This window comes from Streptomyces sp. ICBB 8177 (assembly GCF_003144095.1).
GTDB lineage: Bacteria > Actinomycetota > Actinomycetes > Streptomycetales > Streptomycetaceae > Streptantibioticus_D.
Map to the genome: position 1 here is coordinate 2,645,080 of NZ_NSKH01000018.1, position 20,129 is coordinate 2,665,208.

The 20,129-nt window shown below is 72.5% G+C and carries 14 protein-coding genes; 12 read left to right on the top strand and 2 right to left on the bottom strand.

Annotated features, from left to right (window positions below; translation table 11 throughout):
* Positions 1–29 precede the first annotated feature (29 nt).
* The 6 genes from CK485_RS20395 (at position 30) to CK485_RS20420 (ending at position 6,858) form a co-directional block, all read left to right on the top strand.
* Positions 30–1,184, top strand: a complete 1,155-nt coding sequence (locus CK485_RS20395) for an ABC transporter ATP-binding protein (RefSeq protein WP_109452602.1) — start codon at positions 30–32, stop codon at positions 1,182–1,184.
* On the top strand, positions 1,181–2,113 hold the full coding sequence (locus CK485_RS20400; RefSeq protein ID WP_109452604.1) for an ABC transporter permease: 933 nt from the start codon (positions 1,181–1,183) through the stop codon (positions 2,111–2,113). The genes CK485_RS20395 and CK485_RS20400 overlap by 4 nt, the downstream gene beginning before the upstream one ends.
* The gene (locus CK485_RS20405; RefSeq protein WP_109452606.1) at positions 2,113–2,982 is read left to right on the top strand and encodes an ABC transporter permease; all 870 of its coding nucleotides are present in this window, start codon (positions 2,113–2,115) and stop codon (positions 2,980–2,982) included. Before CK485_RS20400 ends, CK485_RS20405 begins: the two co-directional genes overlap by 1 nt.
* Positions 2,983–3,124: 142 nt before the next feature.
* Positions 3,125–4,492: an FAD-dependent oxidoreductase gene (locus tag CK485_RS20410; RefSeq protein ID WP_241968417.1), complete on the top strand. Its 1,368-nt coding sequence runs from the start codon at positions 3,125–3,127 to the stop codon at positions 4,490–4,492.
* A 267-nt stretch (positions 4,493–4,759) separates the two neighbouring features.
* On the top strand, positions 4,760–5,260 hold the full coding sequence (locus CK485_RS20415; RefSeq protein ID WP_109452610.1) for a hypothetical protein: 501 nt from the start codon (positions 4,760–4,762) through the stop codon (positions 5,258–5,260).
* A 92-nt stretch (positions 5,261–5,352) separates the two neighbouring features.
* Positions 5,353–6,858, top strand: coding sequence for a CoA-acylating methylmalonate-semialdehyde dehydrogenase (locus CK485_RS20420; RefSeq protein WP_109452612.1), 1,506 nt, complete (start codon positions 5,353–5,355; stop codon positions 6,856–6,858).
* 120 nt (positions 6,859–6,978) lie between these two features.
* Here CK485_RS20420 and CK485_RS20425 read toward each other — a convergent pair whose 3' ends face one another.
* Both CK485_RS20425 and gabT read right to left on the bottom strand, forming a co-directional pair.
* Positions 6,979–7,587 carry a phosphatase PAP2 family protein gene (locus tag CK485_RS20425; protein ID WP_241968418.1) on the bottom strand — a complete coding sequence of 203 codons (609 nt, stop codon included), beginning with the start codon at positions 7,585–7,587 and terminating at the stop codon, positions 6,979–6,981.
* A 382-nt stretch (positions 7,588–7,969) separates the two neighbouring features.
* Positions 7,970–9,331, bottom strand: coding sequence for a 4-aminobutyrate--2-oxoglutarate transaminase (gabT, locus tag CK485_RS20430; RefSeq protein WP_109452616.1), 1,362 nt, complete (start codon positions 9,329–9,331; stop codon positions 7,970–7,972).
* A 355-nt stretch (positions 9,332–9,686) separates the two neighbouring features.
* On the opposite strand from gabT, the gene CK485_RS20435 reads away from it, so the two are divergent.
* The 6 genes from CK485_RS20435 (at position 9,687) to CK485_RS20460 (ending at position 19,753) form a co-directional block, all read left to right on the top strand.
* A complete protein-coding gene (locus CK485_RS20435; protein ID WP_241968419.1) occupies positions 9,687–11,711 on the top strand; it encodes an ATP-binding protein in 2,025 nt (674 codons plus the stop codon).
* 70 nt (positions 11,712–11,781) lie between these two features.
* The gene (locus tag CK485_RS20440; RefSeq protein WP_109452620.1) at positions 11,782–13,341 is read left to right on the top strand and encodes a PucR family transcriptional regulator; all 1,560 of its coding nucleotides are present in this window, start codon (positions 11,782–11,784) and stop codon (positions 13,339–13,341) included.
* Between the two features lie 102 nt (positions 13,342–13,443).
* Positions 13,444–14,901, top strand: a complete 1,458-nt coding sequence (locus tag CK485_RS20445; RefSeq protein ID WP_109452622.1) for an aldehyde dehydrogenase family protein — start codon at positions 13,444–13,446, stop codon at positions 14,899–14,901.
* Between the two features lie 253 nt (positions 14,902–15,154).
* Positions 15,155–17,083, top strand: a complete 1,929-nt coding sequence (locus CK485_RS20450; protein ID WP_109452624.1) for an acyl-CoA dehydrogenase family protein — start codon at positions 15,155–15,157, stop codon at positions 17,081–17,083.
* 97 nt (positions 17,084–17,180) lie between these two features.
* A complete protein-coding gene (gene dxr / locus CK485_RS20455) occupies positions 17,181–18,446 on the top strand; it encodes a 1-deoxy-D-xylulose-5-phosphate reductoisomerase (RefSeq protein ID WP_109452626.1) in 1,266 nt (421 codons plus the stop codon).
* Positions 18,443–19,753 (top strand): site-2 protease family protein, encoded by a 1,311-nt coding sequence (locus CK485_RS20460; RefSeq protein WP_109452628.1) that lies wholly within the window; start codon positions 18,443–18,445, stop codon positions 19,751–19,753. The genes dxr and CK485_RS20460 overlap by 4 nt, the downstream gene beginning before the upstream one ends.
* The last annotated feature ends 376 nt before the right edge of the window (positions 19,754–20,129 follow it).

A 20,129-nucleotide genomic window follows, 5' to 3' on the forward strand; every position in this document is an offset into this window, starting at 1 on the left:
CACCGCCCAAGGATGAGAGAAGAGTCCCGATGAGCTCCAACGATGTGCTCGGCCGCACCGAGGGCGGAGACCTCCGTCTGGCCGGACTGACCAAGCGCTACGGTTCGTTCACCGCCGTGGACGATCTCGACCTGACCGTGCCGCAGGGCTCGTTCTTCGCCCTGCTCGGCGCCTCCGGCTGCGGCAAGACCACCACCTTGCGGATGGTCTCGGGCCTGGAGGAGCCCACCGTCGGCCGCATCCTCCTCGGCGACCAGGACGTCACCGACCGCAAGCCGTACCGCCGCCCGGTCAACACCGTCTTCCAGAACTACGCGCTCTTCCCGCACCTCGACATCTACGAGAACGTCGCCTTCGGCCTGCGCAGGCGCGGCATCAAGGACGTCAGGAAGCCCGTCACCGACATGCTCGACCTGGTCGAACTCGGCCACCTCGCCAAGCGCAAGCCCGGCCAGCTCTCCGGCGGCCAGCAGCAGCGCATCGCCCTCGCCCGCGCCCTGATCAACCAGCCGCAGGTGCTGCTGCTCGACGAACCGCTCGGCGCCCTCGACCTCAAACTGCGCCGCCAGATGCAGATCGAGCTCAAGCGCATCCAGCTGGAGGTCGGCCTCACCTTCGTGCACGTCACCCACGACCAGGAGGAGGCCATGACCATGGCCGACACCATCGCGGTGATGAACGCCGGCCGCATCGAGCAGATGGGCTCGCCCGCCGAGCTGTACGAGAACCCGCGCACCACCTTCGTCGCCAACTTCCTCGGCCAGTCCAACCTGCTGCCCGGCACCGTCGAAGGCGTCGACGCAGACGTGGTCACCGTCACCGCGCACGGCCAGCGCCTGACCCTGGACGCCGCGCGATGTCCGGTGCGCTCCGGCGCCGTGATCCTCGGCGTGCGCCCCGAGAAGGTCCACCTCGCCCGCACCGGCGCCGAGATACCCGCCGGCCACAACCGGCTGACCGGCGGCACCGTCGTCGACACCTCGTTCATCGGCGTCTCCACGCAGTACCTGGTCACCCTCGCCACCGGCGAGGAGGTCTCGGTCTTCGAGCAGAACACCGGCCGGGAGATCCAGCGCCCCGGCACCGAGGTCGTCGTGCACTGGGACCCCAGCCAGGGCTTCGGCCTCGAAGGCGGCCAGGACATCGAGGCCGGCGCGGCCGACATCGAGGAGGACGCGGCATGACGGCCGTCGTTCCGAGCCCGGAACTCACCGAACCCGTCGAACCGCCGCCCTCGGCCCGCAAGCCCAGGCGCAACTGGACGCCCTGGGTCCTGCTGGCACCCGGACTGCTGTGGCTCGTCGTCTTCTTCCTCGTGCCGATCTTCACCTCGGTCTCCGCCTCCGTGCAGACCGGCGACTACGACGACGGCTTCAAGCTCACCTGGCACTGGGCCAACTACGGGAAGGCCCTCACCGACTACGGCGTCCAGTACCTGCACTCCGGCATCTACTCGGTGCTGTGCACGGTCTTCTGCCTCGCCCTGGGCTACCCCGTCGCCTACTTCATCGCCTTCAAGGGCGGCAAGTACAAGAGCCTGCTGATGGCCCTGGTGATCGTGCCGTCCTTCACCAGCTTCCTGATCCGCACCATCGCCTGGAAGACGATCCTCGCCGACAACGGCCCCGTCGTGCAGTTCCTCAACGACGCGCACGTCCTGAAGCTGACCAGCGCGCTGGGCTGGACCGTCGGCAACCACGTGCTGGCCAGCCCCGCCGCCGTGGTCTGCGGCATGGTCTACAACTTCCTGCCCTTCACCATCCTGCCGCTGTACACCTCGCTGGAGAAGATCGACCCCAGGTTGCACGAGGCCGGACAGGACCTGTACTGCAACGCGTTCACCACCTGGCGCCGCGTCACCCTGCCGCTGTCCATGCCCGGCGTCATCGGCGGCACCCTGCTGACCTTCATCCCCGCCATCGGCGACTACATCAACGCCCAACTGCTCGGCAACCCCAACACCGGTGTCGTCGGCCAGAAGATCGAGGACCTGTTCCTCCGCAACACCCAGGGCTATCCGGTCGGCTCCGCCATCTCCGTCGTGATGATGGTCGGCACGCTGGTCCTGGTCATGAGCTACATCCGCAAGGCCGGGACGGAGGACCTGATCTGATGACCACTGTGACCGCCCCGCCCGCCGCGCCCACCACCGCGGCCCGGCCACCGAAGGCGCGCCGCCGCTCCCCGCTCGCCTGGGCCAGGGAACACCTGCTGCTCGCCGCCACCGTGCTGATCTTCGTCTTCATGCTGCTGCCGAACGTCATCATCTTCTGGATGTCGTTCAACCAGCCGCAGGGCAAGTTCGACTACGTCTGGCACCGCTTCTCGCTCGCCGCCTGGCGGAACCCGTGCGCCAACGGCGAGATGTGCCACAGCATCGGCCTGTCGCTGCGCATCGGCGTGGTCGCCACCATCGTCGCCACCGTGCTCGGCACGATGATCGCGTTCGCCATGGTGCGCTACCGCTTCAAGGCCCGCTCCGGCATCAACGCCCTGCTCTTCCTGCCGATGGCCGCCCCCGAGGTGGTCATGGGCGCCACCCTCGCCGCGCTGTTCTTCAACACCATCGGCCCCGGCGGACTCGGCTTTTGGACCATCACCATCGCGCACGTGATGTTCTGTGTCTCCTACGTCGTCGTCACCGTCAAGTCGCGACTGGCCGGCATGGACCCGACCCTGGAACGCGCCGCGCAGGACCTGTACGCCACCCCCGCCCAGACCTTCCGCCACGTCACGCTGCCGCTGGTCGCCCCGGGCATCGCCGCCGCCGCGCTGCTGGCCTTCGCCCTGTCCATCGACGACTACATCGTCACCGTCTTCACCGCGGGCAACCTGGAGACCTTCCCCATGTACATCTGGGGCTCGGTCCAGCGTGCCTACCCCGCGCAGATCGACGTCATCGGTTCACTGATGCTCATCGTGACGATGGCGATCATCGCGCTGTCGCAGGTGCTGGGACGGGCGAGGAGCGCACGCCGATAAGACCCCACCATCCGCCGACACACCCGCACTTGTGAACTGTTCACGAAAGCAGTGATAAGAGATGGACCCAGCCCGCCCGTCGCCCTCCGCCACCCTCAGAGGACGTCGCTGCGCGCCGCGGCACTATCAAGCGCTCGCCGACGTGCAGCCGACGCCCTACTGGCTGGACGACCCCGGCAGGCCCGAGGCCAGGCCCGCGCTGGTCGGGGACGAGCACTGCGACCTGCTCGTCGTCGGCGGCGGCTACTCGGGCCTGTGGACCGCCCTGATCGCCAAGGAGCGCGACCCCTCGCGGGACGTCGTGCTCATCGAGGGCGAGCGGATCGGCTGGGCCGCCACCGGGCGCAACGGCGGCTTCTGCGCCGCGTCCATCACCCACGGCCTCGGCAACGGACTGGAACGCTGGCCCGGCGAGATCACCGAACTGGAGCGCCTCGGCAACCGCAACCTCGACGAGATCGAGGCCGCCGTCGCCCGCTACGGCATCGACTGCGACTTCGAGCGCACCGGCGAGATCGACGTCGCCACCGAGCCGTACCAGGTCGACGACCTGCACGCGCTCGCCGAGGAGGCCGCAGGCCACGGCATCCACCTCGACCTGCTGGACCGCGACGCGATGCGCGCCGAGGTCGACTCGCCGACCTTCCTCGGCGGCCTGTGGGACCGCGAGGGCGTCGCCATGCTCCACCCGGCCAAGCTCGCCTGGGGCCTCGCCGACGCCTGCGCCCGCCTCGGCGTGCGCATCCACGAGCACACCCGCGCCACAGAACTGGCCCGCAACGGCGCCGGCATGGCGGTGCGCACCGGCTACGGACGGGTCTTCGCCCGCCAGGTCGTCCTCGGCTCCGGCGTGTTCCCCTCGCTGGTCAAGCGGGTCCGGCCGTTCGTCGTACCGGTCTACGACTACGCGCTGGTGACCGAACCGCTCAGCGCCGAGCGGATGGCGTCCATCGGCTGGAAGAACCGGCAGGGCCTGGGCGACAGCGCCAACCAGTTCCACTACTTCCGGCTCACCGCCGACAACCGCATCCTGTGGGGCGGATACGACGCGATCTACCCGTACGGCGGCCGGGTCGCCGCCGAGTACGACCAGCGGCCGGAGACCTTCGCCAAGCTCGCGGGGCAGTTCTTCGAATGCTTCCCGCAGCTCGAAGGCGTCCGCTTCACGCACGCGTGGGGCGGCGCGATCGACACCTGCTCGCGGTTCTCCGCCTTCTACGGCACCGCGCACGGCGGCCGGGTCGGCTACGCGGCCGGGTTCACCGGGCTCGGCGTGGGCGCCACCCGCTTCGGCGCCGACGTCGTGCTCGACCTGCTGGCGGGGGAGCGCACCGAGCGCACCGAACTGGAGATGGTCCGCAGCAAGCCGCTGCCGTTCCCGCCGGAGCCGATCGCCTGGGCGGGCATCGAACTGACCCGCAGGTCCCTGGCGCGCGCCGACCGCAACGCCGGCCGCCGCAACCTGTGGCTGAAGACCCTGGACCGGCTGGGCCTGGGCTTCGACAGCTGAACCGTACGACTCGTGGGACCTGGCCGACCGCACGACAGGACTGACCGCGTGACCTGGTCGCGCGGCCCACGACATCGGACCGCCCGCGGGGTGGTGCGCCGGGAGCGAAGGCCCCCGGTCGCACCACCCCGCGTTCGCGCTGTGACCCCGTTCACCGGACCTCCGCACGATTCCCCCGCGAAACGGCGTAATACCCCGTCGGCCGCCCGCTCTCCCCCGTGACCGCGACACGACCGGCCCGCCCGGGCCGGGAAACGGAGGGACCAGATGAGCGGGACCGGTGCGAGGTCCGCGGTGGAGTGGCTGGCGTCGGTGGCGCCCGATCCGGAGGCCTGCCGCTGGGAGTGGGAGCGCAATCCGCTGGGCGTCACGCTGCTGCCCGCGGGCAAACGCTGGGACGTGCTGATCCTCGCCGGACGGCTGGGGTATCCGGCGCTGGACGTGCTGAGCCGGTTCATGGGCCGCCCGGGCCCCGTGCTCGCCGACTTCGGCGACACCCGCACCGGGTTCTTCGTCCCGCCGGGCACCGCCACCCGCTGGATCGGCACCGGGGTGCGCGGCGCGGGGGCGGGCACCTGGATCGTCGTGCCCTACCCGGGGCGGGCCGCCGGCGGGGTGCGGTGGCTGGTGCCACCGGACGGCTCCGGCGTGCTGACCGACCCGGCGCTGCTGGAACTCGCGCTGCACGAGGCCGCCGCCGCGCTGGCGGGCGACGGGGCCGCACCCCACGAGCCTCACCCGCGCGACGGTGGCGTTGACGACCTGTAAGGCGAACAGCCGTGACGCCGACACCCTGGTCCTTGTAGCGGCCGGTGCCGTCTCGCGAGACTGGGAACGAGGCTCTGAGAGGAAGGTCTGCCGTGACCGCTAAGCACATCACGCACTGGATCGCCGGGCAGGAATGGTCCGGGACCGCCGAACGGCGGGGCGACGTGTACGACCCGGCGACCGGTCGGGTGTCGGGGCACGTGGACTTCGCCTCGATCGCCGAGGTCGACCAGGCGGTCGGCGCGGCCGTCGAGGCGTTCGCCGGGTGGCGCGACGCGTCGGTGGCCAAGCGCACCCAGGTGCTGTTCGCCTTCCGCGAGCTGCTCAACGCGCACCGCGACGAGCTGGCCGCGATCATCGTCTCGGAACACGGCAAGGTGCACTCCGACGCGCTCGGCGAGATCGCCCGCGGCCTGGAGGTCGTCGAGTACGCCTGCGGCATCCCGCAGCTGATCAAGGGCGGCTTCACCGAGCAGGCGTCCACCGGCATCGACGTCTACTCCATCCGCCAGCCGCTCGGCCCGGTCGCCATCATCTCGCCGTTCAACTTCCCCGCGATGGTGCCGATGTGGTTCTTCCCCATCGCCGTCGCGGCCGGCAACACCGTGATCGTCAAGCCGTCCGAGAAGGACCCGTCGGCCGCCAACTTCCTGGCCGGGCTGTGGAAGCGGGCGGGCCTGCCCGACGGCGTCTTCAACGTCGTGCACGGCGACAAGGTGGCCGTCGACCGCCTCCTGGAGCACCCGGACGTCAAGTCCGTCTCCTTCGTCGGCTCCACCCCGATCGCCCGCTACGTCTACGAGACCGGCACCCGCTACGGCAAGCGCGTCCAGGCCCTCGGCGGTGCCAAGAACCACATGCTGGTGCTGCCCGACGCCGACCTCGACCTCGCCGCCGACGCGGCCGTCAACGCGGGCTTCGGCGCCGCGGGCGAGCGCTGCATGGCGGTGTCCGTCCTGGTCGCCGTGGACCCGGTGGGCGACGAACTGGTCGCGAAGATCAAGGAGCGCATGGCCACCCTCAAGGTCGGCCCCGGGTGCGCCCCCGACTCCGAGATGGGCCCGCTGGTCACCGGGGCCCACCGCGACAAGGTCACCGCCTACCTCGACGCCGGCGTCGCCGACGGCGCCACCCTCGCCGTCGACGGCCGCGAGCACGCCATCGCGGGCGAGGACAGCGCCGACGGCTTCTGGCTCGGCCCGACCCTCTTCGACGACGTCAAGCCCGGCATGTCGGTCTACAACGACGAGATCTTCGGCCCCGTCCTGTCCGTCGTCCGGGTGGGCTCGTACGACGAGGGCCTGGAGCTGATCAACGCCAACCCCTACGGCAACGGCACCGCGCTGTTCACCAACGACGGCGGCGCCGCCCGGCGCTTCCAGCGCGAGGTGGAGGTCGGCATGGTCGGCATCAACGTGCCGATCCCGGTGCCGGTCGCGTACTACAGCTTCGGCGGCTGGAAGGCGTCCCTGTTCGGCGACACCCACGCCTACGGCGAGGACGGGGTCCGCTTCTTCACCCGCGGCAAGGCCGTCACCCAGCGCTGGCTCGACCCGTCGCACGGAGGGCTGAATTTGGGATTCCCCACGAACGACTGAGTCCTGCGGCCCGTGGCGGGGGGGCCACAGGCCAGGAAGCCCCGCGGGCGCGGGGAACAGCTCGATCCGTCGCACGGCGGCACCAAGCTGGGCGGACCACCCCCACCTCGTGGGGACTCGTCAACGACGTGCACAACGATGGCGGAGGGCGGAGATCACGACCGCGGTCGTGGACACCAACGCCCCCGCCAGGCACCAGCTCGCGGTGACGTCCAGCGGCCAGTGGTAGCCGCGCCACACCAGGCCGGCGCCCACGGCGACGTTCAACGGCACGGCGGACGCCCACAGCGCCCGCCGTGCCGTCACGCGTTCCGCCGCGGGCGCCAGCGCCAGCGCGGCCAGCCCGTAGGCCGCCGCCGCGGTCATGGCGTGCCCGGAAGGGAAGTAGCCGGAGTGCGCGACGAGTCGAGCGGTACCCGGCGCGGGCCGGGCCACGAGTGCCTTGAGAAGCACGACGATCGGCGCCGCGCAGGCCATCGCCACCGCGTACACCACCGCCTCGCGCCACCGCCCCAGCCGCCACGCCGCCCAGCCGAGCGCCGAGGCGAGCACCGGCAGCGCCACCGGCAGATCGCCGAGGTCGGCCAGGAGCTGCGCCACCGGGCGCACCGACCGCTCGGCCGCGGCCTCGCGCAGCACACTCGCGTCCACCGCCCGGTCCCACCCGTACAGCGGTCCGTGCGCGGCGACCTGCCAGGCGATCAGCGCGAAGAGGGCCAGGCAGAGCAACGGCGTCCGCGCGAGGGTGAGGAAAGAGTTCGGCCGCCCTGGAACAGGGGGGAGCGTTCCAGGGCGGCCAGGGCGATCGCCGGGCCGCGCGCCCCGGGGGGTTTGGGGCGGGCGGCCTGCCGATCGGCGAGGATCGCCGGAGTGCGAGCCACCGGCGTTGTCGTGCGCGAGGGCACTGCTGCGTCGGCGATGGGGAGTCGCCGACAAGGTGTCGTCCGCGGTGACCCGCGAGCGGGGTGGTTCCTTCATCCGCGACGACAGTACGTCACGTCGCCGACCCCCGCAGGAGCTGCCACCCGACCCTCATCAGGCCCGCACACGTTCTTCACGTGAAGCGTCAACTCCCTTTCGGCTACCGTCTGTTACCGCAACGGCGGGCGGGTCAGAGCCCGGCGAAGGCGCTCTCGATGATGTCGAGCCCCTCGGCCAGCAGGTCCTCGCCGATCACCAGCGGCGGCAGGAAACGCAGCACGTTGCCGTAGGTGCCGCAGGTGAGGACCACCAGTCCCTCGGCGTGGCAGGCCTTGGCCACCGCGGCGGTGGTCTCCGGGTCCGGGGTCTTGTCGCCATCCCGGGTACCGGACTTCACCAGCTCCACGGCGATCATCGCACCGCGCCCGCGCACGTCCCCGATCACGTCGTACTTCTCGGCCAGCGCGGTCAGCCGGGCCTTCATGATCTCCTCGATGCGCCGGGCCTTCGCGTTCAGGTCCAGCTCGCGCATGGTCTCGATGGAGCCGAGGGCGGCGGCGCAGGCCACCGGGTTGCCGCCGTAGGTGCCGCCCAGGCCGCCCGCGTGCGCGGCGTCCATGATCTCGGCGCGGCCGGTGACCGCGGCCAGCGGCAGACCGCCCGCGATGCCCTTGGCGGTGGTGATCAGGTCCGGGACGATGCCCTCGTCCTCGCAGGCGAACCACTGGCCGGTGCGGCAGAAGCCGGTCTGGATCTCGTCCGCGACGAACACGATGCCGTTGTCCTTCGCGAACCGCGCGATGCGCGGCAGGAAGCCCTTGGCGGGCTCGATGAAGCCGCCCTCACCGGCGATCGGCTCGATGATGATGGCGGCCACGTTCTCCGCGCCGACCTGCTTGGAGATCTGGTCGATCGCCTCGGCCGCGGCCTGCTCGGCGCAGTCCTCGGCACCGGTCAGCCAGCGGAACGGGTAGGCCAGCGGCACCCGGTAGACCTCGGGGGCGAACGGGCCGAAGCCGTGCTTGTACGGCATGTTCTTGGCGGTCAGCGCCATGGTGAGGTTGGTGCGGCCGTGGTAGCCGTGCTCGAAGACGACGACGGCCTGGCGCTTGGTGTAGGCGCGGGCGATCTTCACCGCGTTCTCCACCGCCTCGGCGCCGGAGTTGAACAGCGCGGACTTCTTGGCGTGGTCGCCCGGGGTCAGCTCGGCGAGCTCCTCGGCCACCCGTACGTAGCCCTCGTAGGGCGTCACCATGAAACAGGTGTGGGTGAAGGCGGCGAGCTGCTCGGTGGCCCTGGCCACGACGGCCTCGGCGCTGTTGCCGACGCTGGTGACCGCGATGCCGGAACCGAAGTCGATGAGCGAGTTGCCGTCGACGTCCTCCAGGACGCCGCCGCCTGCGCGGGTGACGAAGACCGGCAGGGTCGTGCCGACGCCGTTGGCGACGGTCGCCGTCTTACGGGCGAGCAGCTCCTGCGACTTCGGGCCGGGGATGGCGGTGACGAGACGACGCTCCTGCGGAAGGGCGGGGCCGCCGGACAGTTCGGTCATGGGGCTACTCCTTGCGATCATCTCTGCGATCACGGCGATCACGGTCTTTTCTCGCAGGCTAAGCCCGCCGGGCGGGGCCGCGCATACTCCGTTCGGGAGTGGTGGGGGTCGGCACTTCTACGCGGCGGACAGTGGTGGGTGGGGTGGGGCGCGGCTGCCGGTGGGTGCGTGATCATCGTCGGGCGGGCGCGGCTCGACTACATTGTGTGCCGTCGCGGTGGCTAACGGGCGAGCGGGCGAGGGGCAACGAGCGATGGACGTCGAGGGGTCGCACGGGCGGGGCGGCACGGGCCCGGCGGTGCCGTCGGCACCACCGGGGCCTCCGGCACAGCGGGGGGTGGGGGTGCCGCCGCCGATGCCCCAACACACGCCGGTGGCGGCCCTTGAGACGTGGCTGCGGACGCCGCGCCACCCTTCGGGTCCCGGCATCTACGCGTACGGCCACGTGCCGCGTCCGCCCGAGGAGCCCGGGCGCATAGGGGACCGGAAGCTGATCGGAGGGGCGATCCTCGCCCTGCTGTGCGGGATGCTGGTCTGGTCGCTGTGCAACGACAGCTATCTCACGTTCTGGTTCTGGCCCTACCTGTGGCTCACCCCCAAGGCGTGGCGGGTCGCCCACCCGGGGGACCGGCTCGTGGCGTTCAACGTGACCTCGCGCATGTACTACGCGCTCTGCGCCGCCCTCCTGATCGTCGTCTGCGGTCACTTCGGCCGCTGGCGGGAAGTGTTGCGGCGGTACGTGGGGCCGCTGGTGCGGAAGGTGAGCACCGACGAGCCCTCCCCGCAGGAGGAGGCGGCCACCGCCGCGAGTGATCCCGTGGACTGGCCCGACGTGCGGGACGCCGGATATCGGGAAGTCGCCGAGCGGCTGGCCGCTGAAGCCCGGGGGGGGCGGATGAACGACGTGGACTTCGTGCGGCTGCACCGGGCCTGGCGGTTCGCGCTCGCCGAGCCGCGGCGGATGGAGGCCTACGCGGACGCCGTTCTGCGGCAGGGTGCCGCCGCCTGGACGCATCCGTCCGGCGCCCGGGACCTGCCCGGTCGCTCCGCCCGCCACGACCTGTACACCGCCCAGGTCCGCATCGGCGCCGCCGCCGACTCCGACCGCAATCCGTACCTCTACCGCGGCGCGGGCATGGCTCTGGACCCCGCGCTGCTGGGCACCTCGCTGCTGGCCGTGGGCCCGCCGGGGTCGGGCAAGACGCGGCACATCGTGCGGCCGGTCGTGGAGTCGCTGTGCCTTCAGGCGCTGGCCGGTACGGCGGCCGTCGTCGCGGTGGGCTCCGCGGGGGCCGACCTGGGCCCGGCGGAGGCGTTCGACGTGGTGATCGCGCCGGGCGACCCGTCCTGCGGCTACGACCTGGACCTGTACGGCGGCGCCACCGACGCAGACGAGGCCGCGGCGCTGCTGGCCGCGGCGCTGCTGGACGGTTTCGAGGGCCCCGACGCCGACCCGCGCCGGGCGGCCACCGCGCTGAGCCAGGTGCTCGGGCCCTATCGGGCGGCCCACGGGCGGTTCCCCTCGGTGACCGAGCTGCGGGAGCTGCTGGAGGGCGGCGCCGCAGCGATCGCCGCGCTGCGCGAGGCGCTGGACGCCGCGGGCGAGCACGGCTGGGTGCGCGAACTGGCCGCGCGCGAGCGGCAGTCGGGCCGTCGCGGCGACGTGGGCGAGCTGCTCGCCGACCGGATCGCGCTGCTGGACCGGCCGGCGTTCGCCGGGTTCTTCGACGTGACGGGACGCAGCAAGCCGTTCGCCCTCAACTCGCTGGAGCACCCCCTGCGGGTCCGGATCGACCTGCCGGAACGCGGTCACGCCGAGGCGTCGCGGATGCTGGCCCGGCTGCTGCTGGCGCAGTTCACCGCGGCGGCCACGGCGCGCCGGGACCGTTCGCTGTTCGCCTGCCTGGTGCTGGACGACGCGACGCACACCGTCACCGCCGACGCCGTACGGGCCCTGCAACGGCTGCGGTCGGCGCACGCGGGGGCGGTGCTGTCGCTGCGGTCGCTGGACGACGTGCCGGAGGCGCTGCGCAGCGCGCTGCTGGGCGCGGCCGGGTGCCGGATCGCGCTGTCGGGCGTGACGACGTGGGACGGCAGGCGGTTCGCGGAGGCGTGGGGGACCACCTGGGTGGAGGAGTCCGACGTGACGCGGACCCCGGACTTCTCCGGTGGCTTCCTCAAGCGCACGGTGCGCGGCATCCGCCGGGTCTTCACCGGGGAGGCGGTGACCACCGAGTCGGTGACGGTGCGGCGGGTCGAGCGGGAGCGCTGGTCCGCCTCCGACCTGGCCAACGCCGTCCCCCGGGGTCACGCGGTCGCCTCACTGACCACGGTTGCCGGTGACAGCAGCCCCCCGGTGCTGATCGACCTCACCGCCTGACCGCGGTACGCCCGTACGTACGCCCTGAACTGCGGCGTGGCGGCGTGGGTGAGGCAGAATCGGAAGCGCTATGCCACCCACCCTCGCGTTCCTCGTACGCACCCCCGCGCTCAAGCTCACCGTCCTGGCCGGAGGCGACCGGCTGGACGCGCCCGTGCGCTGGGTGCACACCAGCGAGCTGGACGACCCCGCGCCCTACCTGGAGGGCGGCGAGCTGCTGCTGACGACCGGGCTGAAGCTCGGCGACGAGCCCGCCGCGCTGCGCGGCTACGTCCACCGGCTGGCCGACGCCGGGGTGGTCGGGCTGGGCTTCGGGGTGGGCCTGGGCCACGACACCGTGCCGGAGCCGCTGGTGTCGGCCGCCGAGGAGCGCGGCCTGCCGCTGCTGCGGGTGCCGCGCCCGACGCCGTTCATCGCGATCAGCAAGGCCGTGTCCGCCGCCATCGCCGCCGACCAGTACAAGGCGGTCACCACCTCGCTGGAGGCGCAGCGCGAGCTGACCCGTGCCGCGCTCGCCCCGGACGGCACGGCGGCGCTGCTGGCCCGGCTCGCCGCGCACCTGGACGGCTGGGCGGCGCTGTACGACGCCTCCGGCGCGGTGGTCGCCGCGGCGCCGGAGTGGGCCGGGCGGCGGGCCGCGCGGCTGTCCGGCGAGACCGAGCGGCTGCGGGACCGCCCCGCGCCCGCCAGCGCCGCCGTCGCCGGGCCCGGCGGGGACGACGACCGGGTGGAGATCCAGTCGCTGGGCACCGGCCGCAGGCCGCGCGGTTTCCTGGCGGTGGGCACCGGCGAGCGCCTGGAGACCTCGGCGCGTTACGTGGTGCACGCGGCGGTGGCGCTGCTGACGCTCTCCCTGGAGCAGTCGCGCACCCTCCAGGAGGCCGAACACCGCTTCGGTGCCGCGCTGTTGCGGATGCTGCTTGCCGGTGAGACCGGGCACGCCCGGGACGTCGCCGGGAGCCGGTACGGCACGCTGCTGGAGCGTCCGGTGCGGTTGCTGGTCGCCGAGCCCGCCCGGGGGGCCGACGAGGGCGCCGACCCCGCCCTCGCCGCGCTCGCCGACCGTGCGGAGGCCGCCGCGCTGCGGGCCGCCGAGCCGCTGCTGGCGGTGACCGAGCACGGCCGCCTGACCGTGCTGGCCGCCGACGGGGGCGCGGTGCTGCGTGAGTGCGTCGCCGGTCTCGACGGCGCAGAGGGGCCGGCCGCGGGGCTGTCCGCCGCCGCGACGGCCGACGACGTGCCACGGGCCGCCGCGCAGGCGGAACGCGCGCTCGCGGTGGCCATGAGGCGCGGGCGGACGCTGGTCGAACACGACGAGGTGGGCAGCGGTTCCGTGCTGCCGCTGCTGGGCGACGACGCGGTGCGGGCGTTCGCCGACGGGCTGCTGCGGCCCTTGCGCCAGCACGACGCGACCGCGCGCGGCGACCTCGTCGCGTCGTTGCGGGCCTGGCTGTCGCGGCACGGGCAGTGGGACGCCGCCGCCGCCGACCTGGGCGTCCACCGGCACACCCTGCGGTACCGGATGCGGCGGGTGGAGGAGATCCTCGGCCGGTCGCTGGACGACCCGGACGTGCGGATGGAGCTGTGGCTGGCGCTGAAGGCCACCGACCAGGGGCCTGCCGTTTTGTAGCGTGCGCCGGACCGGTCCGTACAGGGTGGACAAACACGAACGGCTCACCGCCCGCCTACCGTGGAGGCACTGACCGAGCAGCACGAAAGGCGGGGATCCGCTGTGACCTCCACGCGCGAAGCGGTACACGCGTTCTGGATCGCCGGACGGCAGGCGACCGGCGACAGCACCTTCGACGTCACCCATCCGTGGGACGGCACCGTCGTCGGCACCGTCAGCGTCCCCACCGACGACCAGGTGGAGCAGGCGGTCGCCGCCGCCCACGCCGCCGTGGGCCCGTTCTCCGCCACCCCGGCGCACGTGCGCACCGCCGCGCTCGACCACGTCGCCAAGCGGCTCGCCGAGCGCGCCGAGGAGGTGGCCCGGCTGATCACCGCCGAGAACGGCAAGCCGATCAAGTGGGCGCGCGGCGAGGTCGGCCGCGCGGTCTCGGTCTTCCGCTGGGCCGCGGAGGAGGCCCGCCGCTTCAACAGCGGTGACGCGCAGCGCCTGGACACCGACGCCGGCGGCACCGGCCGCCTCGCGCTCACCCGCCGCTTCCCCAAGGGCGCGGTCCTGGGCATCGCGCCGTTCAACTTCCCGCTCAACCTCGTCGCGCACAAGGTCGCCCCGGCGATCGCGGTCGGCGCGCCGATCATCCTCAAGCCCGCGCCCGCCACCCCGCTGTCCGCGCTGCTGCTCGGCGAGATCCTGGCCGAGACCGAGCTGCCCGAGGGCTCCTGGAGCGTGCTGCCGGTCGCCAACGACCGCATGCCCGCGCTCGTTCAGGACGAGCGGCTGCCGGTCATCTCGTTCACCGGTTCCGACACCGTCGGCTTCGCCATCCAGCAGTCCGTGCCGCACAAGCACGTCACCCTGGAGCTCGGCGGCAACGCGGCGGCCGTCGTGCTCGCCGACTACGCGAGCGACGCGGACCTGGAGTGGGCCGCCACCCGCATCGCCACCTTCGCCAACTACCAGGCGGGCCAGTCGTGCATCTCGGTGCAGCGGGTCATCGCCGACGCGGCCGTCTACGACCGGCTGGTGGAGAAGGTCGTCGCCAAGGTCGGCGCGCAGGTCACCGGCGACCCGTCCGACGACGCCACCGACGTCGGCCCGCTGGTCAGCGAGGACGCCGCCAAGCGGGTGGAGTCCTGGGTCGACGACGCGGTGGCCAAGGGCGCCACGCTGGTGACCGGCGGCAAGCGCGAGGGCGCGAGCTACGCCCCGACCGTCCTGGCCGACCTGCCCGCCGACGCGATCCTCGCCACGGCCGAGGTCTTCGGCCCGGTGCTCAGCCTGCACAAGGTGGACGGCACCGACGCGGCGTTCGCGGCCGTCAACGACTCCAAGTTCGGCCTCCAGGCGGGGGTGTTCACGCACGACGTCCAGACCGCCTTCCGGGCGCACCGGGAACTGGAGGTCGGCGGCGTGATCATCGGCGACGCGCCCTCCTACCGCGCCGACCAGATGCCGTACGGCGGCGTGAAGGCGTCGGGCACCGGGCGCGAGGGCGTCGCCTACGCGATGGCCGACTACACCTACGAGCGCGTCCTCGTCCTGACCGGCCTGGACCTGTAGCGGTCGACGGCGGCGGGTTTGTGAGCCACCCTCACAGGAGGAGGGCGCTCTGTGCGGGAGCGCCCTCCTCCGCCATGTCCGCGGTGCGCGCCGCGTCCGGTCCCCTCGCGCGGGGTCTGGTAGGGATGCCGTTATTCGGGTACATACGGTCGAGTAGCACCGATCGGTAGTGCGGCCGGACGAACCGGTTTCCGGCCCGCGTGCCGCCGGTCGCGTCCCGTACGCCCACGACGCCGCGGCGAGGTGAGCCCTCATGTCCGCTCCAACCGCACGCAAGGTCTCCGAGCGCGAGGCACGGCAGGTCGCCGAGGAGGCCAGGGAACAGGACTGGCGCAAGCCCAGCTTCGCCAAGGAGCTGTTCCTCGGCCGCTTCCGGCTCGACCTGATCCACCCTCACCCCACCGGCGCCGCCGAGGACGTCCGGCGCGGCGAGGCGTTCCTGGCCAAGCTGCGCGACTTCCTGGTCGAGGAGGTCGACGGGGCCCGCATCGAACGCGAGGCGCGCATCCCCGACGAGGTGGTCGCGGGCCTGAAGCGGATCGGCGCGCTCGGCATGAAGATCGACACCAGGTACGGCGGGCTCGGCCTCACCCAGGTGTACTACAACAAGGCACTGGCGCTGGCCGGTTCGGCGAGCCCGGCGATCGGGGCGCTGCTGTCGGCGCACCAGTCGATCGGCGTACCGCAGCCGCTGAAGATGTTCGGCACCCAGGAGCAGAAGGACGCCTTCCTGCCGCGCTGTGCCACCACCGCCATCTCCGCGTTCCTGCTCACCGAGCCCGACGTGGGCTCCGACCCGGCCCGGCTGGCCACCACCGCGGTACGTGACGGCGACAGTTACGTGCTGGACGGCGTGAAGCTGTGGACGACCAACGGGGTCGTCGCCGACCTGCTGGTCGTCATGGCGCGGGTGCCGAAGTCGGAAGGGGCCAAGGGCGGCATCACGGCGTTCGTCGTCGAGGCGGACAGCCCCGGCATCACGGTCGAGAACCGCAACGCCTTCATGGGCCTGCGCGGCATCGAGAACGGCGTCACCCGCTTCCACCAGGTGCGCGTTCCGGCCGCCAACCGCGTCGGGCCCGAGGGCGCGGGCCTGAAGATCGCGCTGACCACGCTCAACACGGGGCGCCTGTCGCTGCCCGCGATGTGCGCCGGTGCGGGCAAGTGGTGCCTGAAGATCGCCCGCGAGTGGTCGGCGGCCCGCGAGCAGTGGGGCCGTCCGATCGCCCGGCACGAGGCGGTCGGCTCCAAGATCGCGTTCATCGCGGCCACCACCTTCGCGCTGGAGGCGGTCCTGGACCTGTCCAGCCAGATGGCCGACGAGGACCGCAACGACATCCGCATCGAGGCCGCCCTCGCCAAGCTCTACGGCAGCGAGATGGCCTGGAAGATGGCCGACGAACTGGTGCAGATCCGGGGCGGACGCGGCTTCGAGACCGCCGACTCGCTGGCGGCGCGCGGCGAGAAGCCGGTGCCCACCGAGCAGATGCTGCGCGACCTGCGCATCAACCGCATCTTCGAGGGCTCCACCGAGATCATGCACCTGCTGATCGCCCGCGAGGCCGTCGACGCCCACCTGTCGGTCGCGGGCGACCTCATCGACCCCGACAAGTCGCTCGGCGACAAGGCGCGGGCCGGAGCGAAGGCCGGCGGCTTCTACGCCCGCTGGCTGCCGAAGCTGGTCGCGGGCCCCGGCCAGGTCCCCACCTCGTACAGCGAGTTCGGGCCGCTCGCCACCCACCTGCGGTACGTCGAGCGCGGCGCGCGGCGGCTGGCGCGCTCCACGTTCTACGCGATGTCGCGCTGGCAGGGCCGGATGGAGACCAAGCAGGGCTTCCTCGGCCGGATCGTGGACATCGGCGCGGAGCTGTTCGCGATGAGCGCGGCATGCGTGCGGGCGCAGATGCTGGCGGGCGCGGGCACCGGGGGAGCGGACGGCGTGGCCGCCCGGCAACTCGCGGACACCTTCTGCCGCCAGGCGAGGATCCGCGTCGAGGAACTGTTCGACCGGCTGTGGACCAACACCGACACCGAGGACGGCGCGCTGGTCGAGGCGGTGATGGCGGGCCGGATGCGCTGGCTGGAGGAGGGCATCGTGGACCCGTCCGGCGAAGGGCCGTGGATCGCGGACGCCACGCCCGGCCCGGCCACCAAGCCCGACGTCCACCGCACGATCCGCTGAGCCGCCGCGCCCGATCCGCCGGACCGGCGGCGCCCGCGCGCTCCCCGGCGTCGCGGGCGCTGTCAAAGCGGCGCCGGGATGCGGCCACAATGGGTCCATGACCGACAGCCCGACACCCCTCGCCGATCCGCACCTGCTCTACGAGCCGCCGGGCGCCGGCGGCGACGGACCCCGCGACATCGTGATCCTCGGCTCGACCGGCTCCATCGGCACCCAGGCCATCGACGTGGTGCTGCGCAACCCCGACCGCTTCCGGGTGGTGGCGCTGTCGGCCGCGGGCGGGCGCGTCGCGCTGCTCGCCGAGCAGGCGCACCGGCTGGGGGTGCGGGCGGTGGGCGTCGCCGACGCCGCCGCGGTGCCCGCGCTGAAGGAGGCGCTCGGCGCGCTGTACGGGCGGGGCCGGGCGCTGCCGGAGATCCTGGCGGGCCCGGACGCGGCCACCGAGCTGGCCGGCCTGGAGTGCCACAGCGTGCTCAACGGCATCACCGGCTCCATCGGCCTCGCGCCGACCCTCGCCGCCCTGACCGCGGGCCGGGTGCTGGTGCTGGCCAACAAGGAGTCGCTGATCGTCGGCGGGCCGCTGGTCAAGGCGGTCGCCAAGCCCGGCCAGATCGTGCCCGTCGACTCCGAGCACTCCGCGCTCTTCCAGGCGCTGTCCGGCGGTGCCCGGCGCGAGGTGCGCAAGCTGCTGGTCACCGCCTCCGGCGGCCCGTTCCGCGGCCGTACCCGCGCCGACCTGGCCGGCGTCACGGTGGCCGACGCGCTGGCCCACCCCACCTGGGACATGGGCCCGGTCGTCACCATCAACTCGGCGACGCTGGTCAACAAGGGCCTGGAGGTCATCGAGGCCCACCTGCTGTTCGACATCCCCTTCGACCGCATCGAGGTCGTCGTCCATCCGCAGTCCCACATCCACTCGATGGTGGAGTTCACCGACGGCTCCACGCTGGCCCAGGCGAGCCCGCCGGACATGCGGATGCCCATCGCGCTGGGCCTCGGCTGGCCGCGCCGGGTGCCGGACGCCGCGCCCGCGTTCGACTGGAGCAAGGCGATGAGCTGGGAGTTCTTCCCGCTGGACGAGGGGGCCTTCCCGTCCGTGGGGCTCGCGGCGACGGTCGGCCGGCTCGGCGGGACCGCCCCCGCGGTCTTCAACGCGGCCAACGAGGAGTGCGTGGCCGCGTTCCGCTCCGGCGCGCTGCCCTTCACCGGGATCGTGGACACTGTGGCGGAGGTGGTGCGCGAGCACGGCACCCCCCGCGCGGGAACTTCTCTGGCCCTCCAGGACGTCCTGGGAGCGGAGGAGTGGGCACGAGCCCGCGCCCGTGAACTGGCAAGTGCGGCGACAGCGGAGGCGCGCGTATGACGACCCTGATGACCGTCCTCGGCATAGTCGTCTTCGTCATCGGCCTGCTGATCTCGATCGCCTGGCACGAACTGGGTCACCTGTCGACGGCCAAGATGTTCGGCATCCGCGTCCCGCAGTACATGGTGGGCTTCGGTCCGACGATCTGGTCGCGCAGGAAGGGCGACACCGAGTACGGGATCAAGGCGGTGCCGCTCGGTGGCTACATCCGCATGATCGGCATGTTCCCGCCCGGCGACGACGGCCGGATCTCCGCGCGCTCCACCTCGCCGTGGCGCGGCATGATCGAGGACGCCCGCTCGGCCGCGTTCGAGGAGCTCCAGCCGGGCGACGAGACGCGGCTGTTCTACACGCGCAAGCCGTGGAAGCGCGTCATCGTGATGTTCGCCGGGCCGTTCATGAACCTGATCCTGGCCGTGGCGCTCTTCCTTGGCGTGCTGATGGGCTTCGGCATCGCCTCGCAGACCACCACCGTCAGCAGCGTCTCCGACTGCGTGATCAGCCAGTCGGCGGCCAGCGCGGGCAAGTCCGCCTGCGCCAGGACCGACCCGGCCTCCCCGGCGAAGAAGGCGGGCCTGAAGGCGGGTGACCGCATCACCGCCTTCGACGGGCGGCGCATCACCGACTGGAACACCCTCCAGGACGACATCCGCCGCACCACGGGACCGGCCACCATCACGGTGGAACGCGGCGGGCGCAGCGTCGTCCTGCACGCCGACCTGATAAGGAACCAGGTCGCCAAGACCGACGGCAGCGGCGGCTACGTCCAGGGCCAGTACGTATACGCGGGCTTCCTGGGCTTCACTCCGGCCACCGGCATCGTCCAGCAGGGTCTCGGCGACTCGTTCCAGCGCATGGGCGGCATGGTCGGCACCGCGGTGCAGTCCCTGGTCGACCTGCCCGAGCGGGTTCCGGCGCTGTGGCGGTCCGCCTTCGACGGCGCGCCGCGCCAGCCGGACTCGCCGATGGGCGTGGTGGGCGCGGCCCGGGTCGGCGGCGACGTCTTCTCGCTGCACATCCCGCCGGAGCAGCGGATCGCGACCATGCTCATGCTGGTCGCCGGCTTCAACCTGTCGCTGTTCCTGTTCAACATGCTCCCGCTGCTGCCGCTGGACGGCGGTCACATCGCGGGTGCCCTGTGGGAGGCGTTCAAGCGGAACCTGGCCCGGGTCTTCCGCCGCCCCGACCCCGGGCCCTTCGACGTGGCGAAGATGATGCCGGTCGCCTACGTGGTCGCCGGGATCTTCCTGTCCTTCACCGTGCTCGTCCTCATCGCGGACGTCGTCAACCCGGTGAAGATCACCTGATCGGCGCAGGTGAGGGACGCCAGTACGACCGTGCGGGCCCCAGGGCCCGAAACAGCCTGGTCCTCGCGGCGGCCGCGTGACGGCGCCGTGAACCGGCCGGACACCCCCGGTGTCCGGCCGGTGGCCCGCCCGCGGCGGGGCCGCGCTGATGTGCCCGCCGCCGCGCGGGTGCCGTAATCTCGTAAACCGGAACCCGTGGCCCGGGCCCCGGTCCAGGGCGCTCGAACCACCCGCTCGAACACCACCTTGGGGATGCACCGCACATGACCGCGATCTCGCTCGGCATGCCGTCCGTTCCGTTGAAGCTCGCTGAGCGTCGTAAGAGCCGGAAGATCCAGGTGGGGTCGGTGGCGGTGGGTGGGGATGCTCCGGTGTC